General features: G+C 67.5%; 12 protein-coding genes. 6 read left to right on the top strand and 6 right to left on the bottom strand.

What is annotated here, in order from left to right; genetic code table 11:
* Positions 1 to 2: 2 nt before the first annotated feature.
* The 5 genes from JOF29_RS44035 to JOF29_RS35435 all read left to right on the top strand — a co-directional run bounded on the left by JOF29_RS44035 (position 3) and on the right by JOF29_RS35435 (position 6123).
* On the top strand, positions 3 to 2615 hold the full coding sequence (locus JOF29_RS44035) for an extracellular solute-binding protein (RefSeq protein WP_245359780.1): 2613 nt from the start codon (positions 3 to 5) through the stop codon (positions 2613 to 2615).
* Between the two features lie 18 nt (positions 2616 to 2633).
* The gene (locus tag JOF29_RS35450) at positions 2634 to 3521 is read left to right on the top strand and encodes a carbohydrate ABC transporter permease (protein WP_209698718.1); all 888 of its coding nucleotides are present in this window, start codon (positions 2634 to 2636) and stop codon (positions 3519 to 3521) included.
* A complete protein-coding gene (locus tag JOF29_RS35445) occupies positions 3518 to 4399 on the top strand; it encodes a carbohydrate ABC transporter permease (RefSeq protein ID WP_245359778.1) in 882 nt (293 codons plus the stop codon). The genes JOF29_RS35450 and JOF29_RS35445 overlap by 4 nt, the downstream gene beginning before the upstream one ends.
* Positions 4396 to 5259, top strand: a complete 864-nt coding sequence (locus JOF29_RS35440; RefSeq protein ID WP_209698717.1) for a Gfo/Idh/MocA family oxidoreductase — start codon at positions 4396 to 4398, stop codon at positions 5257 to 5259. Before JOF29_RS35445 ends, JOF29_RS35440 begins: the two co-directional genes overlap by 4 nt.
* Before the next feature lie 99 nt (positions 5260 to 5358).
* Positions 5359 to 6123, top strand: a complete 765-nt coding sequence (locus tag JOF29_RS35435; RefSeq protein WP_209698716.1) for a polysaccharide lyase family 20 protein — start codon at positions 5359 to 5361, stop codon at positions 6121 to 6123.
* A 106-nt stretch (positions 6124 to 6229) separates the two neighbouring features.
* On the opposite strand, the gene JOF29_RS35430 is transcribed toward JOF29_RS35435, so the two are convergent.
* From JOF29_RS35430 to JOF29_RS35405, 6 genes are read right to left on the bottom strand one after another with little or no spacing between them, the layout of a single operon-like run.
* Positions 6230 to 8227: an outer membrane protein assembly factor BamB family protein gene (locus tag JOF29_RS35430; protein WP_209698715.1), complete on the bottom strand. Its 1998-nt coding sequence runs from the start codon at positions 8225 to 8227 to the stop codon at positions 6230 to 6232.
* A 47-nt stretch (positions 8228 to 8274) separates the two neighbouring features.
* Positions 8275 to 10290, bottom strand: coding sequence for an NHL repeat-containing protein (locus JOF29_RS35425; RefSeq protein ID WP_209698714.1), 2016 nt, complete (start codon positions 10288 to 10290; stop codon positions 8275 to 8277).
* 25 nt (positions 10291 to 10315) lie between these two features.
* Positions 10316 to 11287, bottom strand: coding sequence for a hydroxyacid dehydrogenase (locus JOF29_RS35420; protein ID WP_209698713.1), 972 nt, complete (start codon positions 11285 to 11287; stop codon positions 10316 to 10318).
* A gap of 38 nt (positions 11288 to 11325) precedes the next feature.
* Entirely contained in the window at positions 11326 to 12303 is a 978-nt protein-coding gene (locus tag JOF29_RS35415; protein WP_245359776.1) for a carbohydrate ABC transporter permease, read from the bottom strand.
* Entirely contained in the window at positions 12300 to 13190 is an 891-nt protein-coding gene (locus tag JOF29_RS35410) for a carbohydrate ABC transporter permease (protein WP_245359774.1), read from the bottom strand. Before JOF29_RS35410 ends, JOF29_RS35415 begins: the two co-directional genes overlap by 4 nt.
* 9 nt (positions 13191 to 13199) lie before the next feature.
* Complete coding sequence (locus tag JOF29_RS35405) at positions 13200 to 14513, bottom strand: ABC transporter substrate-binding protein (protein WP_209698712.1); 1314 nt, start codon at positions 14511 to 14513, stop codon at positions 13200 to 13202.
* Positions 14514 to 14626: 113 nt separating this feature from the next.
* Here JOF29_RS35405 and JOF29_RS35400 point away from each other — a divergent pair, with 113 nt between their 5' ends.
* Positions 14627 to 15787 (top strand): substrate-binding domain-containing protein, encoded by a 1161-nt coding sequence (locus JOF29_RS35400; protein WP_209698711.1) that lies wholly within the window; start codon positions 14627 to 14629, stop codon positions 15785 to 15787.
* Positions 15788 to 15875: the final 88 nt, after the last annotated feature.

The raw sequence follows: 15875 nt of genomic DNA, 5'->3' as shown, positions 1-15875 counted from the left end.
CGATGAGGCCCAACATCCTCTTCATCCACTGCCACGACCTGGGGCGGTTCCTCGGCTGCTACGGCGTACCGACCGTACACACCCCTAGCCTCGACCGTCTGGCAGCGGAATCCGCCGTCTTCGACCTGGCCTTCTCGGCCGCGCCGCACTGTAGCCCCGCCCGAGCAGCCCTGTTCACCGGCACGTACCCACAACGCAACGGTGTGCTCGGCCTGACGCACAGCCCGTTCGACTGGGACCTGAACGACCCGTCGATCCATCTCGCGCGGCGGCTCCGGACGGCCGGGTATCGCACCGAACTCATCGGCGTCCACCACGAATCACGCACCCTGCCTGACGTCGAGGTCGCCCGGCGTCTCGGCTTCGACCGGGTCCGCACCGACCACCACCACACCACCGTCGCCGACCGTGCGATCGAGTCGGTGCAGGCGTCGGCCCGGAGCGACGAACCGTGGTATCTGCAGGTCGGGTTCCACGAACCGCACCGGTCGCCGTCCGACCGTGACCGTCCGGGCGTGATGGGGTTCCTCGGGCCGGACATCCGGCCGGACAGCAGCCTGGGGGTGTCGGTGCCGGCATTCCTGCGCGACGATCCGGGCGCGCACGAGGAGATCGCGGAACTGCAGGGCGCCGTACGGCGGTTGGACGATGGCGTAGGGCGGATCCTCACCGCCCTCGACAGCTCCGGGCTTCGCGACGACACGATCGTGGTCTTCACCACCGATCACGGGCTGGCATTGCCGCGCGCCAAGTGCACCCTGTACGACCCTGGCCTGGAGGTCGCCTTGATGATCCGGGCGCCGGGACGGCCCGCCTGGCAAGGCACCCGCGTCCGTACGCAGGTCAGCCATGTCGACGTCGTACCCACCCTGTTCGACCTGATCGATCACCCGGTCGACGGCGTCAGCGGCTCCAGCCTGACCGGCCTCGTCGAGGGCCGCAACGACACCGCACGCGCGGTCCTCGGGCAACTCACCCACCACATCTACTACGACCCCCGCAGATCAGTGCGGACCCCTGAGTTCAAACTGATCGCCAACTTCTCCAACGCCCCACAGGCAATGGACCCGACCCAGTCGTGGATACATCGGAGCACCCCCGCCGCGTTGGCCGGGCCGGCAGTCGGATCGACTGCTCCGCTCGAGCTCTACGACCTCACCGCAGATCCTGCGGAAACGACGAACCTGGCCGACGAACCGGACCACCAGGAAACCGTCCGCTCACTCGCCCGGCTGCTCCTCGACTGGATGCACCGCGAGGGCGATCCACTGCTGGCCCCTTCCACCGTCAGCCCCCGACACCAGCACACCCTCGAACTGCTGAACTCCGCAGTTGCCCAAGGCAAGGAGAGCCACGTGAAACGACGCCTCTTCGTGGCCGCGACAGCCGTCGTGGCCACGGCACTCAGCCTCACCGGCTGCACCTCCGGCGAGAACTCGCCGGGAGATGCAAACGGCAAGGTGGTCCTCTGGATGTACCCGGTCATCAAGGATCCGGCCGCCAGCAAGAAGTTCTGGCAGGACGCGACGCAGAGCTTCGAGAAGGCACATCCTGGCACGCACCTGGAGATCCAGCTGCAGACCTTCGACAAGCGCGACGCACAGATCTCCGCCGCACTCGCCGCCGGCTCCGGCCCCGACATCGTCCTCATCACGCCCGACCAAGCAGCGACGTACCTCAAGGTGGGCGGCTTGCTCCCCGTTGACGACGCCGTCTCCGCGTCGCGCGGTCGGTTCTACCCGGGCTCTCTGCGGGCGGCGACCTTCGGCGGCAAGACCTACGGCGTACCGATCTTCCAGAACATCTTCACCACCGCCTACAACACCAAGGTCTTCACCGACGCGGGCGTCGCGCTCCCGCGTACCTGGTCCGACATCAAGGCGGCGGCGCCGGTCCTGGCGCGCCGGGGCGTGGCCGTCATGGACTATGCCGGAAACCCCGAGCAGACATTGAACATGTCGTTCTATCCCCTCGTCTGGCAGGCGGGCGGGCGAATCTTTAGTCAGGACGGCAAGGACGTCGCCTTCGACTCACCGCAAGGCGTTGCCGCACTGCAGTTCCTCGTCGACCTGAAGAAGGCCGGTGGGCTGCCGGCTGACGCGGCGACCGAGGGGGTCGCGATCGAAGGCTCGCCGATGGCCGCGGGCAAGGTCGGGCTCCGGCAGCTGACCTCGTTGCCCGAGCTCGGCCAGCTCCGCGCAGCGCTCGGCAAGCAGACCGTGGTCCTGGGCCGGCCGATCGCCGGGAAGGCACCCGTCACGTACGGCGGTCCCGGTCTGCTCGCCCTGACCTCGATCAACAAGAGCAAGAACCGCGCCGCGGCGTACCAGGTCCTCGAGTACCTCAGTTCGCCCACGTTCCAGAAGTCCCTGATAGGGGCTGCAGGCAACTTCCCGACCCGCAGAGACGTGCAGCTCGACAAGTCGACACCGGACCTGACGGCGATGCGGGCCGCCCTGGCGAATGCGAATCCCGGTGAGCCGTCACCTGCGTCGCGTCAGGTGATGACGATCCTCGCACCGCACGTCCAGGCCGCCCTCCGTGGAGATGTCACCCCCGAGGAAGCCCTCAAGCAGGCCGCCACCGAAGCACGTACGGCGCTGCAACAGTCCTGACGAGCCGAGAGGGTCACCATGTCCACCCAAACACCGTCACGACGTCGTGAGGCGATCACCGGTCTCTTGTTCCTGCTGCCCGTTCTGGTGATCTTCGGCGCGTTCAAGTTCATCCCGATCCTCGGTGCCGCCGGCATGAGCCTCACGCGGTACCGGCTGAACGGCGACGTGACATTCATCGGCGGCGACAACTACGCGCGACTCCTGGCCGACGCGAACTTCTGGCACTCGGTCGGCGTCACGTTCCTGTACGTCGCCCTGTTCGTGCCGGCCACGATCGTCGTGTCGCTCGGCGGCGCCATGCTGCTCAATGCCGTGGCAGGCGGCGCGACCGGGATCTTCCGAGCCCTGCTGTTCGTCCCCTACCTCTGTTCGTTCGTACTCGCCGGAATCGTCTGGTCCTGGATCTTCCGGACCGACGGCCCGGTGAACGCGGCCCTCCACGAGCTCCAGTTGGGACCCGTGCATTTCCTGACCGGGAAACAGTTGCTGGTGCTGGCGAGTCTGGCGGTCGTCTCGGTCTGGAAGGGCTTCGGATACTCGATGCTCGTCTTCCTCGCCGGCCTGAAGGCGCAACCGGCGGAGGTCTACGAGGCCGCGGTCCTCGACGGCGCATCGCCGCGCCAGGTCTTCCTCCGGATCACGTTGCCGCTGCTGAAGCCGGTGTTCTTCTTCGTGCTGGTGATGGAGACGATCATCGGCTTCCAGGTCTTCGACACGATCTACGTGATGACCGGCGGCGGACCGGCCCGGGCGAGCTTCAGCATCACCTACTTCCTCTACGACGCGGGCTTCAAGTTCCTCGACTTCGGGTACGCCGCCGCGATCGGCGTCGCGCTGTTCCTCATCGTCCTCGTCCTGTCGATCCTCCAGCGGCGCTGGCTCGAGGAGAAGGAAACGGCATGACACAGACTCTGCAAGCAGCCACGAGACCGGCACGCCGGCCCGCCGCCAAGGTACGTCGGGCCGCGGCCGGACGGAGACCTCCGCGGGCCGGATTGATGACGCTCCTCTGTGTCGCTTCCTTGTTCACGGTCGCCCCGCTGATCGCCGTCGTGATCCTCGCCCTGTCACCGCAGGATGCGCCGACCATCCCGAACGCCTGGCCGCGCGAGCTCACTTTCGACAACCTCGTGCGGATCCTCCGGCTCGGATCGTTTCCCCGCTGGCTGCTCAACTCGTTCTGCTACTCGGCCATCTCGGTCGTGGTGATCCTGTTCACGTCGTCGATGGCGGCGTACGCCCTGGCCCGCAAGCGATTCCCCGGTCGCAACGTCGTACTGTGGTCGATCGTCGCGACCTTGATGGTGCCGGTACAGACCACCTTGATCCCCACCTTCGTCCTGGTCGCTCACGTCGGCGGCGTGAACACCCTGTGGGGCCTGATCCTGCCGACCCTGGCCAATGCTCAGGCGGTTTTCCTGATCCGCCAGTTCATCCGCGAACTGCCCAACGAACTCTTCGACGCCGCGCGGGTCGACGGTGCGGGCGAATGGCGCACATTCGTGTCGATCGTGCTGCCGCTGATCCGGCCCGTCATCGCCACCCTGGCGATCTTCCTGTTCCTCTGGCACTGGAACGACCTACTGTGGCCGCTGGTCGTCGGGCAGTCCGACTCGGCTCGGACCCTCACCGTCGGACTTGCCAGTCTGAACACCGAGACCGTCTCCACGTCCAACCTGATGGCGGCTGCACTGATCAGCTTCCTGCCGTGCCTGCTGATCTTCGTAATACTGCAACGCCACATTGTGGCCGGCATCGCGGCGACCGGAGTCAAAGGATGAACCCCGTCCGCTTCGGGCTCGTCGGCACCGACTCACCCCATGCCATCTCGTTCACCAAATTGCTTGCCGCCGGAACCGTGGACGGCGGGCAAGTGGCCGGGGCCTGGTCCGCAGAACCCCGCGAGGACTTCCCGCTCAGCAGCCGCGGCGCCCCCAACTCCCAGACATTGGCCGAACTCGGCGTGCCACTGCTCGACACCCCGGAACAGGTGGCAGAACTATCCGACGTGATCCTGATCGTCGAAGCAGACGCGCGAACGCACGCTGACCTCTTCCATCGAGTCGCCCACTTCGGCAAACCCGTCTATGTCGACACCAGGTTCGCAATGACCTCTGCCGAGGCACGCGGCATGCTCGACGCCGCCGCCGGTGCTCTCGTACTGGCAGGCTCACCGAAGAGGTTCACCCACGAATTCCAGCGCAGCCTGCGCTCCGAGCCCGTCCTCACGGCAGACCTGAGCGGCCCACTCCCGACCCAGCCCGGTCATCCAGGTCTCTCCTGGTACGGCGTCCACTTGGTCGACCTCGCCGTCGCCGCCCTCGGCCCCGGCTGCGAAACCGTCGGACTCGATGATGGCGTACTGACCCTCACCTGGCCCGACGACCGCCAGGCCCGACTCTCCGGCCCCGCAGAGTGGGAGCCGGTCACGGCCGGCCGGCTGCGCTTCGCAACCGGCGAGGAGTCGTTCGAGATCGTTGCCGGAGAACCCATGCTCACCGGCCTGCTCACCGCCTTGATCGCCGCCGGCCGCAACCACCGCCCGACAGTCCCGACCACCGAGATCCTCGACATCGTCGCGATCGTCGAGGCCGGCAACCGCTGCCTTGCCGGATCCACGCGTCAGTCCGTGAACCGCTGAAGGAATCCAAAGATCGACCAGCCACCTTGCTGAACCTTCGAGGAGGATCCAATGCCGCTCCCTCCGTCCGGACCACTCGCCGCCCGTCCACTCCCATCGATGTCACGACGAACCCTGTTCCGCGCGTCCGCGGCGATCGGCCTCGCCGCTCCGGCCCACACCGCCACCCAACGGGTTCGCCCGCGACCTGACAGTACGGTCGTCTTTTCCGACGACTTCTCCTCCGGCAACCTGTCCAGCTGGCCACTCACCGGGCTGAACGGCAACGGCACCATGGGCGTCGTCGCTGGCCCGACGGACGCGCAGAACCCGGCTGCCCGCTTCACCATCCCCGACGACGGGCAGTCCTACCGCTCCGAGGTGGCGCTCCGAACGTTCGGCTACGGGCAGTTCCGCTTCCGGCTCTCGACGTACCTTCCCGCGAACTGGACGCCCTTCTCCGCAGGGACGATTACCGCACAATGGCACGGCTACAAGCTGGTCAACGGGGCCGACACCAATCCCCCGATCCAGCTGGCCGTCATTCAGGACTACTGGCAGGTCCGCATCCATCACCTTGTAGACCCAACCACTGTGGTCAGTACATCTTTCGATCTCGGCGCCTGCGCCTTCGGCGCCTGGAGCCACTGGGACTTCAACATCACCTGGTCGACACCGGATTCCGACGGCCTGGTGACCGCGTCGCTGAACGGCACACAGGTTCTCAGTCACCCGGGACCGAACAACTACCACCAGGACCTGGCGCCGTACTTCCATCTCGGCATCTATCGGCCGAACTGGAACCCCGCCAACTTCCCCGGCTACCCCACCGGAGGACCCGACGTCGTGGTCTACGACGACGACATCATCATCGAACAACTGTGACCCGGCTGACGGCGCGCGGTGGATCCCTCTGTGTCCACAGCGCGCCGTCGACGCGGATCAGGCTGGTCACCGGCGGTCACAGGCGCCTGGCCAAACAGCGTCGACCTCAACGAGCGGCTGGGGCTCGGTCGTTGATGCGGACCAGGTTGCGGTCGCGCATCGTGTACAGCATGCCCTGTTCGTCGTTGGTGATGTGCGGGCCGCTGTACCACCCACCGTTGATGTCGGCAACGACCACGCGGACGGCGAAGCTCGACGGATCGATCTGGAACACCGTGGTGTCCGAGACTCCGTAGACGACGCCTCGGTTGGTGACGAGTGCTCCGAAGTCGGTGCAGACGGCGCTCAGGTCGGTGCGATGAACGACCGATCGCGTCTCGAGATCGATGACCGTCAGGCCGCTCGCCTGGCGGTGCAGGCAGTACAGATAGTGGCTTTGTACGGCGAGTGCGGCGATCCCGTACGGCGCCCCGGGGTCGAGCCGCCACTGCTCCGTTCCCGTCAGCGGATCGAAGGCGACGACCGTACTGCGGGGGCCGCCTGCATAGATGTTGTCGCCGCCGAGGAAGGCGAGACCGTTGCGGGTCGCCACCGCCCGAACCATCTGGAGAGAGTCGATCGGGTTGACCCAGGTCCGCACCTGCCGCAGCGCCACGTCGTACGCGGCGAAGCAGCCACCCGCATTGGTGTCCGACTGCACCCCGACCAGGACGAGGCGGTTGACGGCATCCCAGCAGACGTCGAGGGGCCTGTTCTGCCCGGTGGGAAAGCCGGCCACGCGAGCAGGCCCGGCGCCAGCAGGGTCGTACGACCACAAGCCCTGGTTGTTGTACTGCCCGGTGAAGAGAACGCCGTCGACGACAACGCCGTCCTTGGCCTCGCCAGGCAGCTGCAGGTTGACGACCGCTCCGCTGTCCAACGCGTGCCGCGCGACCACTCCGGTACCACCGACGTACGCGTAACCCGCTCCTGCCTCGATGCCCATGGCGAGCTGCGGATCGGCCGGCGCGCCCGCCTCACCGAGATCGGTGAACGACACCGAGCGCGCGACCGGGTCGATGGTCGCGACGAAGCCGTAGTCGGACACGCTGACCACGGTGCCGTCGTGCACGCCGAGGCCCCAGGTGGTGCCGAGGTCCTGCCCGTCCTGCACGGTGGTGACCTTCTTGGTCACCGTGGAGTATGCGTAGACGTTGGGGTTGTTGGCGAAGTAGATGGTGTCGCCGGATGCCTGGAAGAGGATGCCGGTCCGCGGGATCGTCTCGTACGACGACAGGTTGCCCAGCATCATCAGTACCGACTTGCCGGGGCCTTTGAGCCCGACTGCGAGCCGGTCCCCGAGAACCTGGAGGTCGGTCACGGACACCGCGGTTGCGAACGCCGCGGGCAGAACAGAGGTGAACGAACCCGTCGCGCGGTCGAGGGCGAACAGCGTCGCGTGGCTCGCGCCGCCGCCACCGGCGAGGATGCTTCCGGCTCCGAAGAACACTGTCGCGTCAGTCGCCGCTACCGCCTGCGCGAGCGTCGCATTGGCATCGGGTACGCCGAGACTGCGGACCAGGCCGGTGGCCGGGTCGTACTCCCAGAGCGCGGGCGCGATCGTACCGCCGTCGCCGCCGACCGCGTAGACGACGCCGTCGGGCGCCACCGCAAGATCACGGATGTCGCGTTCGCCTGTCCGGCCCACCGGCTGCGCCGTCCCGGGGTCGGTGAGATCGATGCGGTGCAGGTTCGGTGGCCCGGCGGCGTCCTGCAGAACGCCCGCGTAGAGGTAGCGTCCCGAGGGGTCGGCCGCGAGTGCCTGGATGCTGTAGCCGGACGTCAGGTCCGCACGCGAGACGACCTTCCGGGTCGGAAGGTGGTAGCCGATCACGTGGGGCGGATCGAGATTGCGTGAACCGATGTAGAAGGTGTCGCCGACCAGCACGCCGCTCATGAGCGCGAACTTGCTCACTCCCGGCCCGAGGTCGGTGACCTCCGTGGACTCGCGCTGCCCGACTGCCCGCGCCGGGCCGCCGGCCGTGACTGTGGTGCCCGCGGCAACCGCCGCGGCCGCCGCGAGCTGGAGGGCGCGGCGTCGTGTGATCGAGCTCGAATCGTTCATCTTCACTCCTCGTTGAGGATCGGCCGTACCGAAGAACAGACAGTGGGTCAGGGACGATCGTCGATCACGACGAGGTTCCGGCCGCGCAGCGTGTAGAGCCGGCCGGCTTCGTCACTGTTGACGTGGCAGCCGCTGTACCAGCCGCCGTTCAGCTGCGGTACGACGACCTCCATCGCGAAAGTCTTCGGATCGAACCTCATCAGCGTGGTGTCCGACACCGCGTAGATCCGCCCGCGGTTCAGCAGCATCGCCGACCACTGTGGGCAGACCGGCCTGAGGTTCGCCGTGTGGACGACCTTCCGGAGCTCGAGGTCGATGACGAAGAAGCCACCCTTCAGCGCCATCCCGTACAGGTAGCGTCCGTGCACGACCAGGGAGCCGATTCCGTAGCCCTGGTTGGTCTCGAGACGCCACAACTCCTTCCGGCGTACAGGATCGAAGGCAACCACCGTGCCACGAGGTCCCGTCGGCTGCGCGTTGTCCCCACCGAGGTAGGCGATGCCGTCGCGGGTCGCGACCGCGCGGACCAGCTGGGCGGCGTCGATCGGGTTCTGGACGTTCGCCGCCGCTCCGGTCCTCGGGTCGTACGTCCACAGGGCGCCCCCGCCCTCGGTGTCGCGCTGCACGGCCACGAGCAGAAGCCGGTTCACCGGGTCCCATTGCGTGTCCAGCGGACGGTTCTGGTCGGTGGGAAAGTGCGCGGCCTGGCGTGGGGCCTGTCCGTCGCGAGGGTCGTAGCGCCAGATGCCCATCGAGTTGTACTGGCCGGTGTACAGGATGCCGTCCAGAACCTCAGCGTCCTTGGCCTCACCCGGCATGCGCAGGTTCAGGACCTCGCCGGTCGACAGGCTGTGGCGGGCCATGGCGCCGTTCCCGCCCACGTAGGCGTACCCCCCGCCGGCGGCGATGCCCATGACCGCTTGAGCGTCGACCGGCGCACCGGCCTCGCCCAGGTCGGTCACGACGTACGCGCCGGTTGCCGGAGTCACCTCCGCGACGAAGCCGTAGCCCGAGACGGCGACCACCGTGTCGCCGCGGACGTCGACGCCCCAGATCTCCCCGAGCGACGGACCGTCGTACGGCACCGGTGAGATCCGGGCGGTGGACAACGAGATCGACTCGAGCGTGTCGGTCGCGGCGTAGTAGACGGTGTCACCGTGCGCGGCGTACATCTTGGTGACCGCCCCGGTCAGCGTGGTGAGCCGGTACGACGAGAGCCCGGCGAGGTCCATGATCGCGATCTTCGCGGGCGAGGTGGCCCCGGCCGAACCCGCGACGAGTCGGTCGCCGATCACGGCGAGCTCGCGCATGCTCGGGTCGCCCACCATCTCGTCAGGCGTCACGTCGGCGAAGGTAGCGGCCGCCCGGTCGTACGCGAACAGCGACGCCCGGCTGGCGTTGCCGCCGCCACCCAACGTGCTGCCCCCGCCGAAGAACACCGTCGTCCTGGTTGCCGCGACTGCCCGAGCGAGGGTGGACGAAGGGGCCGGGATGCCGCGGTTGGACACCAGGCCCGTCGCGGGGCTGTACTCCCACAGCGCCGGCGCGGTCGGGCTGCCGCCACCTACCGCGAACACCACGCCGTCCGGCGCGACGGTGATGTCGCGCACGTCCCGATCACCCATCCGCCCGATCGACGTGGCCGGCTTGGTGAGATCGCCGAGGTCCCACCGGTAGAGGTTGTTCTGCGGACCTCCGTCCTTCTGGAGTACGCCGAAGTACAGGTAGCGCCCCGTCGGATCGGCAGCCATCGCCTGGATCGTGTAACCAGTCGGTACGTCGGTGCGTGCCACGACCTTGTGCGTCGGCAGGTGGAACGCGACGACCCGCGCGGGCTCGACGTTCCGTGAACCGATGTAGGCGTAGTCACCGACGACCACAGAACTCATCAGGGAGAACTGGAGCAGACCGGGACCGAGGTCGGTCACCGTCGTCGTGGGGGTACTGGCGAGCGTGGGCACCGCGGAAGCGTGCTGCCCCGACCAGGCGCCGAGGGCAAGCGCGAGGCCGGTAGCGCCACTTGCCCGCAGCACGGCGCGCCTGCTGGGCTGAGATTCCTTCATGACAGCTCCTTGGATCTGGGTTTGGTCATGCGGACGTGCTGAGTAGCTCGCGCCGGACCGGGGACGCGAAGGGGTTGCCCTGGGTCCACCGCTCCAGTTCGTCGAGGCTGTGGTCGACGAGACGGCGCAGTTCGTTGCCCAGCGAGCCCGCGATGTGCGGGGTGAGCAACACGTTCGGCAGGTCGTAGAGCGGCGAGTCCGCCGGAAGTGGCTCGGGCTCGGTGACATCGATGACCGCGTGCAGACGTCGCGAGATCAGCTCGCGAGTGAGTGCGGCACCGTCGACCACGGCACCCCTGGCCGTGTTGATCAGCGTGGCGCCGTCGCGCATCAGGGCAAGCCGCCGATCGTTCAGCAGGTGTCGCGTCTCGGGCAGGCTCGGGACATGCAGGGAGACGGTGTCGGACGCCGCGAGCAGCTCGTCGAGTTCGACGAGCCGGACGCCGAGGCGGTCGGCGTCCTCGCGATCGACGTACGGGTCGGCCAGTTGCACCTCGAGGTCGAACGGTGCGAGCAGTTCGATGACCCTGCGGCCGATCCGCGACGCACCTACGATCCCCACGACCCGTCGGTAGTTGCCGAAGCCGGCGTACGACGACGCCCACGATCGCGACTCCCGAAGCTCGCAGTAGCGCCTGCTGGTCTCGATGACGCGCTTCTGCCCGAACAGGATCGCCGCCAGGGTGTACTCCGCGACCGGAACGGCGTTCGCCTCGACCGCGGACGAGACGACAATCCCTTGCTCCCAGCAAGCATCGGTGACGTGATGCTTGACCGAGCCGCCGGTGTGGACGATCGCCCGAAGGCGCGGCGCCCGCCGCAGGACGCCGGCATCCACCGGCGGGCACCCCCACCCGGTCACCAGCACCTCGACCATGCCGAGGTCGGGCACCGTCGCGAAGTCCTGCACCGCGTGCCCCGGACGGAGGTTGACGAGACTGTTGAGGCGGCGTACGTCGTCGGGACCGAACAGCTCGTCCCGGACCGTCCTACCCATCGCGAGCAAGGCCCGGGGGCGCCCGTTGCCGTTGGCACTCAATCGATCGCCCCCGCGGTCATGCCCGCACGCCAGAAGCGTTGCAGGGTAAGGAACAACAGGATGAGCGGCACGATCGCGACCAGCGAGCCGGTGATCGCGAGCAGGTAGTCCTCTGGTCGGCCCTGGCTCATCGCGGTCGTGTTCCAGACATACAGACCGAGATTCACCGGGTAGAGCCGAGTGTCCGAGAGCATGATGAGCGGCAGGAAGAAGCTGTTCCAGATCGCGGTGAACTGGAACAACAGAATCGTGACGAAGCCAGGTCGCATCATCGGGAACGCGACCGACCAGAACGTCCGCATTTCCCCCGCGCCATCGACGCGACTCGCGCCGATCACGGCGTCCGGCACGTAAGCGGCGCTGAAGATCCGGGCCAGGTACACCCCGAACGGGAACACCAGGCCGGGGATGAACACTCCCAGGAAGGTGTTGGCGAGGCCAACCTTCGAGGCCAGCAGGTACGTCGGCAACGCCAACGCCGTACTCGGGATCATCACGCCGACCAGGACCAGGCCGAAGAGTGCCTCGCGGCCCGGGACCTCGAGCTTGTCGAAGGCGTAGCCCGCCATGACGCACAGGAGGGACGCCGCGAGGGCCCCGCCTCCGGCGTACAGCACCGTGTTGCCCAGCCAACGCAGGTAGATCCCGTCCTGTGCCTGGAAGAGGTATCGCAGGTTCTCGTCGAGGTTGAACCCGGCACCGGGAGCGAAGCCGTTGGTACCGAAGAGGTCGTGGAGATCCTTCGTCGACGCCATCACCAGCCACACCTGCGGAAGGAGCGCATAGGCCACAGCGATGAGCAGTACGACGTTGATCACCGACCGGGACAGCCAGGCAGGACGTGTTCTGCCGCGGTTCGGCCGATCCTTCGGGCGTTCCATTGGCGCCGTCTGCCCAGGACCCGACTGGGCGCCCAGGACGGCGGCCGAGGTCGGCCTGGACACCCGCGTCCACGCGACTGTCGGCTGGGTCATGCTTCTCCCCTCCGGCCGAGACGCATCACGAAGAACGACGCTCCGCCTGCCACCAGGGCGAGGAGGATCGACGCCGCGGCGGCGAGCCCGAAGTCGTTGCGGTCGAACGCCGCGCTCTGCAGGAACATGTTCGGCGTCCAGGTACTCGTGATCGATGCCGACGCCTGGTCGAGGATCTTCGGCTCGGTGAACAACTGCACCCCGCCGATCGCGGTGAACAGCGCAGCCATCGTGACCGCGGACCGGATCAACGGCGCCTTGATACGTACCGCGATCTGCCAGGTCTTCGCGCCGTCCACAGCGGCCGCTTCGACCACCTCACGCGGGACGGCCTGCAGCGCGGCATAGAAGATCACCACGTTGTAGCCCAGCCATTGCCAGACCGCGATGTTGATCACGGACACGAGCGGGGCCGTGTTGGCCGGCCCCCCGTTGTCCCCGAGGCCGCCCAGCCACCCGATGACCGGGCTGAGCCCGGGCGTGTACAGGTACAGCCAAATGAGGGCAGCGATGAGCCCCGGCACTGCGTGCGGGAGGAAAAGCGCGGCCTGCATCGCCTTCCGGGCCCAAGCGAGCCCGGAGTCGAGCAGCAGTGCCAGCGCGAGGGACGCCACGACAAGCACCGGCACGTAGAGGCACATGTACGCCGCAACCGTCACGAAACCGGCCCGGAACGTGCTGTCTCCCAAGGCCCGAAGGTAGTTGCCGAGTCCAACGAAGACGTGCTCGACGCCGCCGAATCCCAGCCCGGAGCTCCGATCGCTGAACAAGCTGAGCCAAGCCGCATACACCAACGGGGCCAGGGTCACGAGGCAGGCAAGGACGAAATAGGGACCGAGGAGCAGTCCCGCAGTTCGGCGTTGCCTGCGAATCATCGGGGTGCTCATCGGACGCGTTCAACCCCGGACATTCAGACCGCGGCTCTGCAAGGCTTTGGTCGTCTCCGCATCGACGCCGGCAAGGGCGTCACCGAGTGACCCGGCCTGGATCTTGCCGATGCGGTCGAGCAAGGCCTTGTCCGTCACCGACATCGCCGGGCCCCAGGTCCAACCGCCGGTGACGGCCGTGTACGAACGGGTGCCGACCTCGAAGATGTCCTGTCCGCCGAAGAACTTCGTGTTGAACGACTTCTTCGCCACCGGCAGCAGTTCGGGCGAGGCCGGGTACATGCTGCTGGTGCCGGAGCCGTACCACGCCGCGATGCCCGTAGGGTCGGTCGTGATCCAGTTGATGAACGTCTGCGCCGCAGCCGCGTTCTTCGCGCCCTTCGGGATGATGAACGAGGAGCCACCCCACATCGCCGAAGCCGGCTTGCCGTCCCAGCTCGGCAACTCGGCAACGGCCCACTTGCCGGTCTGGCCGGGAACCGTCGCCTGCAGGCCGCCGGCGCACCAGCTGGCGCAGACATAGCCGACCACCTTGTTGGACTGGACACCCTGCCAGAACTCGTCGGCGTACGTCGGGAAGGTGCCGACCAAGTGGTCCTTGGCGAGGCCCTGCCAGTAGTTGACGACCTTCTTCGAGGCCGCGTCGTCGACGTTGACCGTCCAGGCATCGCCGTCCGTGCCGAACCAATGGGCGCCGGCCTGCCAGGAGAGATCGGTGAGAAGGTTGGCGTCTCCGCTGAGGTAGGCCGCAGCTCGTGCCTTCCGATCAGCCTTGACGACCTTCGCCGCGAGCGCGCGGAACTCGTCCCACGTCGTGGCGGGCGTCAAGCCGTGAGCGGCGAAGAAGTCCTTGCGGTAGTAGTAGAGCATCGGTGCGGCATCGCGCGGGACTCCCCACGTCTTGCCCCCCAACGTCACCAGTTGACGGATGGGCTCGGGGAACGTCTTCTCGACCAGCGCCCCGGCGGCCGGCGTGAGGTCCTGCGCGCCGCCGAGACTCACGATCTCGGGGAGTCGGGTGTACTCCGCGACGGCGACGTCAGGCACCGCCCCCGACTTCACGGCGTTCGACAGTTTCGTGTAGTAGTCCGGCCCACCCGCCTGGGTCTCGAACTTCACCTTGATCCCCGGGTGGGTCTTCTCGAAGGCCGCCGCAACGGCATCCGATCCCTTGAGGAAGGACCAGAACACGATCTCACCGCTCGCCTGCTGGGGAGAGCTTTGAGCGGCTGCCCCAGCTCCACCGTTGTTCGTCCCACAAGCGGCCAGCAGCGCCGCCGTTCCGATGGCTACGGCAACGGCCGCGCCCTTGCGCCAGTTCATGTCCGCTCCTATCGCTTCGAATCAAGTGACATCATTTGATGTCACTTGCCTGCCGTCAAGGTTTCATTCGCAAGTTCTTTCGACGAACTGGCGGATAGTGATATCGTTTGGGGATGACGGACGCGGTGGATGGGAAGCCGGTACTGCGGGCCGAGGAGCGGCACCGCGCGATCCTGGAGAGCGTCGAGAAGCGGGGCACGGTCAAGATCAGCGAGTTGGCCCATCAACTCGGTGTCTCGGCCGTCACCCTGCGGGTCGATGTCCGCGAACTGGCACGCAACGGCCTCGTGGCGCGCGTTCACGGTGGGGCGACGCGCATCGCCGTGCCTGCCGGGGCGGACGGCCGTCCAGCCGGATCCCCCTCCACCGCGCTGTACGCACCCGCGACCCGCGCGCCCGGTGCGCCGACGATCGGCATGGTCGTACCGCATTCGGCGTACTACTACCCGAAGGTCGTCGCCGGGGCCCGCAGCGCGGCGGATGCGTTAGGCGCGAAGCTCGTCCTGGGGGTCTCCCAGAACGATGTCGCCGAGGAGCGGTCGCTGGTCACCCGGCTCCTCGAAGCCGGCATCGACGGCCTGGTCATCGCGACTCGCCTGGACCCCAGCAGATCTCGCGAGACCGAGGAATGGTTGCGCTCGATCCCAGTGCCCACCGTTCTGGCCGAGCGACGTGTCGGCCGCGACTCGGGCAGCGTTGAGCAGGTGGCGACAGACCACGAATTCGGCGCTTACACGGCCGTACGTCACCTCGCGGGCCTCGGCCACCACCGGATCGGTCTGCTGCACTCCGACACGATCACGGCACCCCGGTTGCGGGCAGGCTACGAGGAGGCACGGTCAGAGCTCGGGCTCGAGGAATGCGCCTCCGAGGTTCCGAGGACACTCGACGGGGACAGTCCAGCGGCCGTGGACCAAGCCGCAGCGGCGCTGATCGAGTGCGTGCGCGCAGGGACTGCCGACGCTCTGCTGGTCCACAACGACGCCGCCGCGCTGCCACTGGTAAGCCGGCTTCGTCAAGCCGGGATCGAGATCCCAGGCGACCTCGCGGTCGTCACGTACGACGACGAACTCGCCGCGCTGGCAGACCCCCCACTCACCGCCGTGGGGCCACCACGCGAAGCCGTCGGAGCCGCGGCGGTCGATCTCCTGATGCAGCGGCTACGCGAGCCTCGGCGGCCTCCGCACCAGTTGCTCCTGCGCCCAGAGCTGCGCGTGCGCGCCAGCTGCGGTGCCCTCGCAGCTGGCGCGTCCCCGATTCCAGTCGCGCTGTGACCATCGTCCGCAGGTCTGGTGCGGACGATGGCCTGTACTGATGCCAGGAGCAACTGACTGGCATGTCGGCCCTGAACTGCGGCCGTCA

Source organism: Kribbella aluminosa (assembly GCF_017876295.1).
Taxonomy (GTDB): Bacteria; Actinomycetota; Actinomycetes; order Propionibacteriales; family Kribbellaceae; genus Kribbella; species Kribbella aluminosa.
Note: the sequence above shows the minus strand (reverse complement) of the source record. Positions and strands in the feature narration are given on the sequence as shown.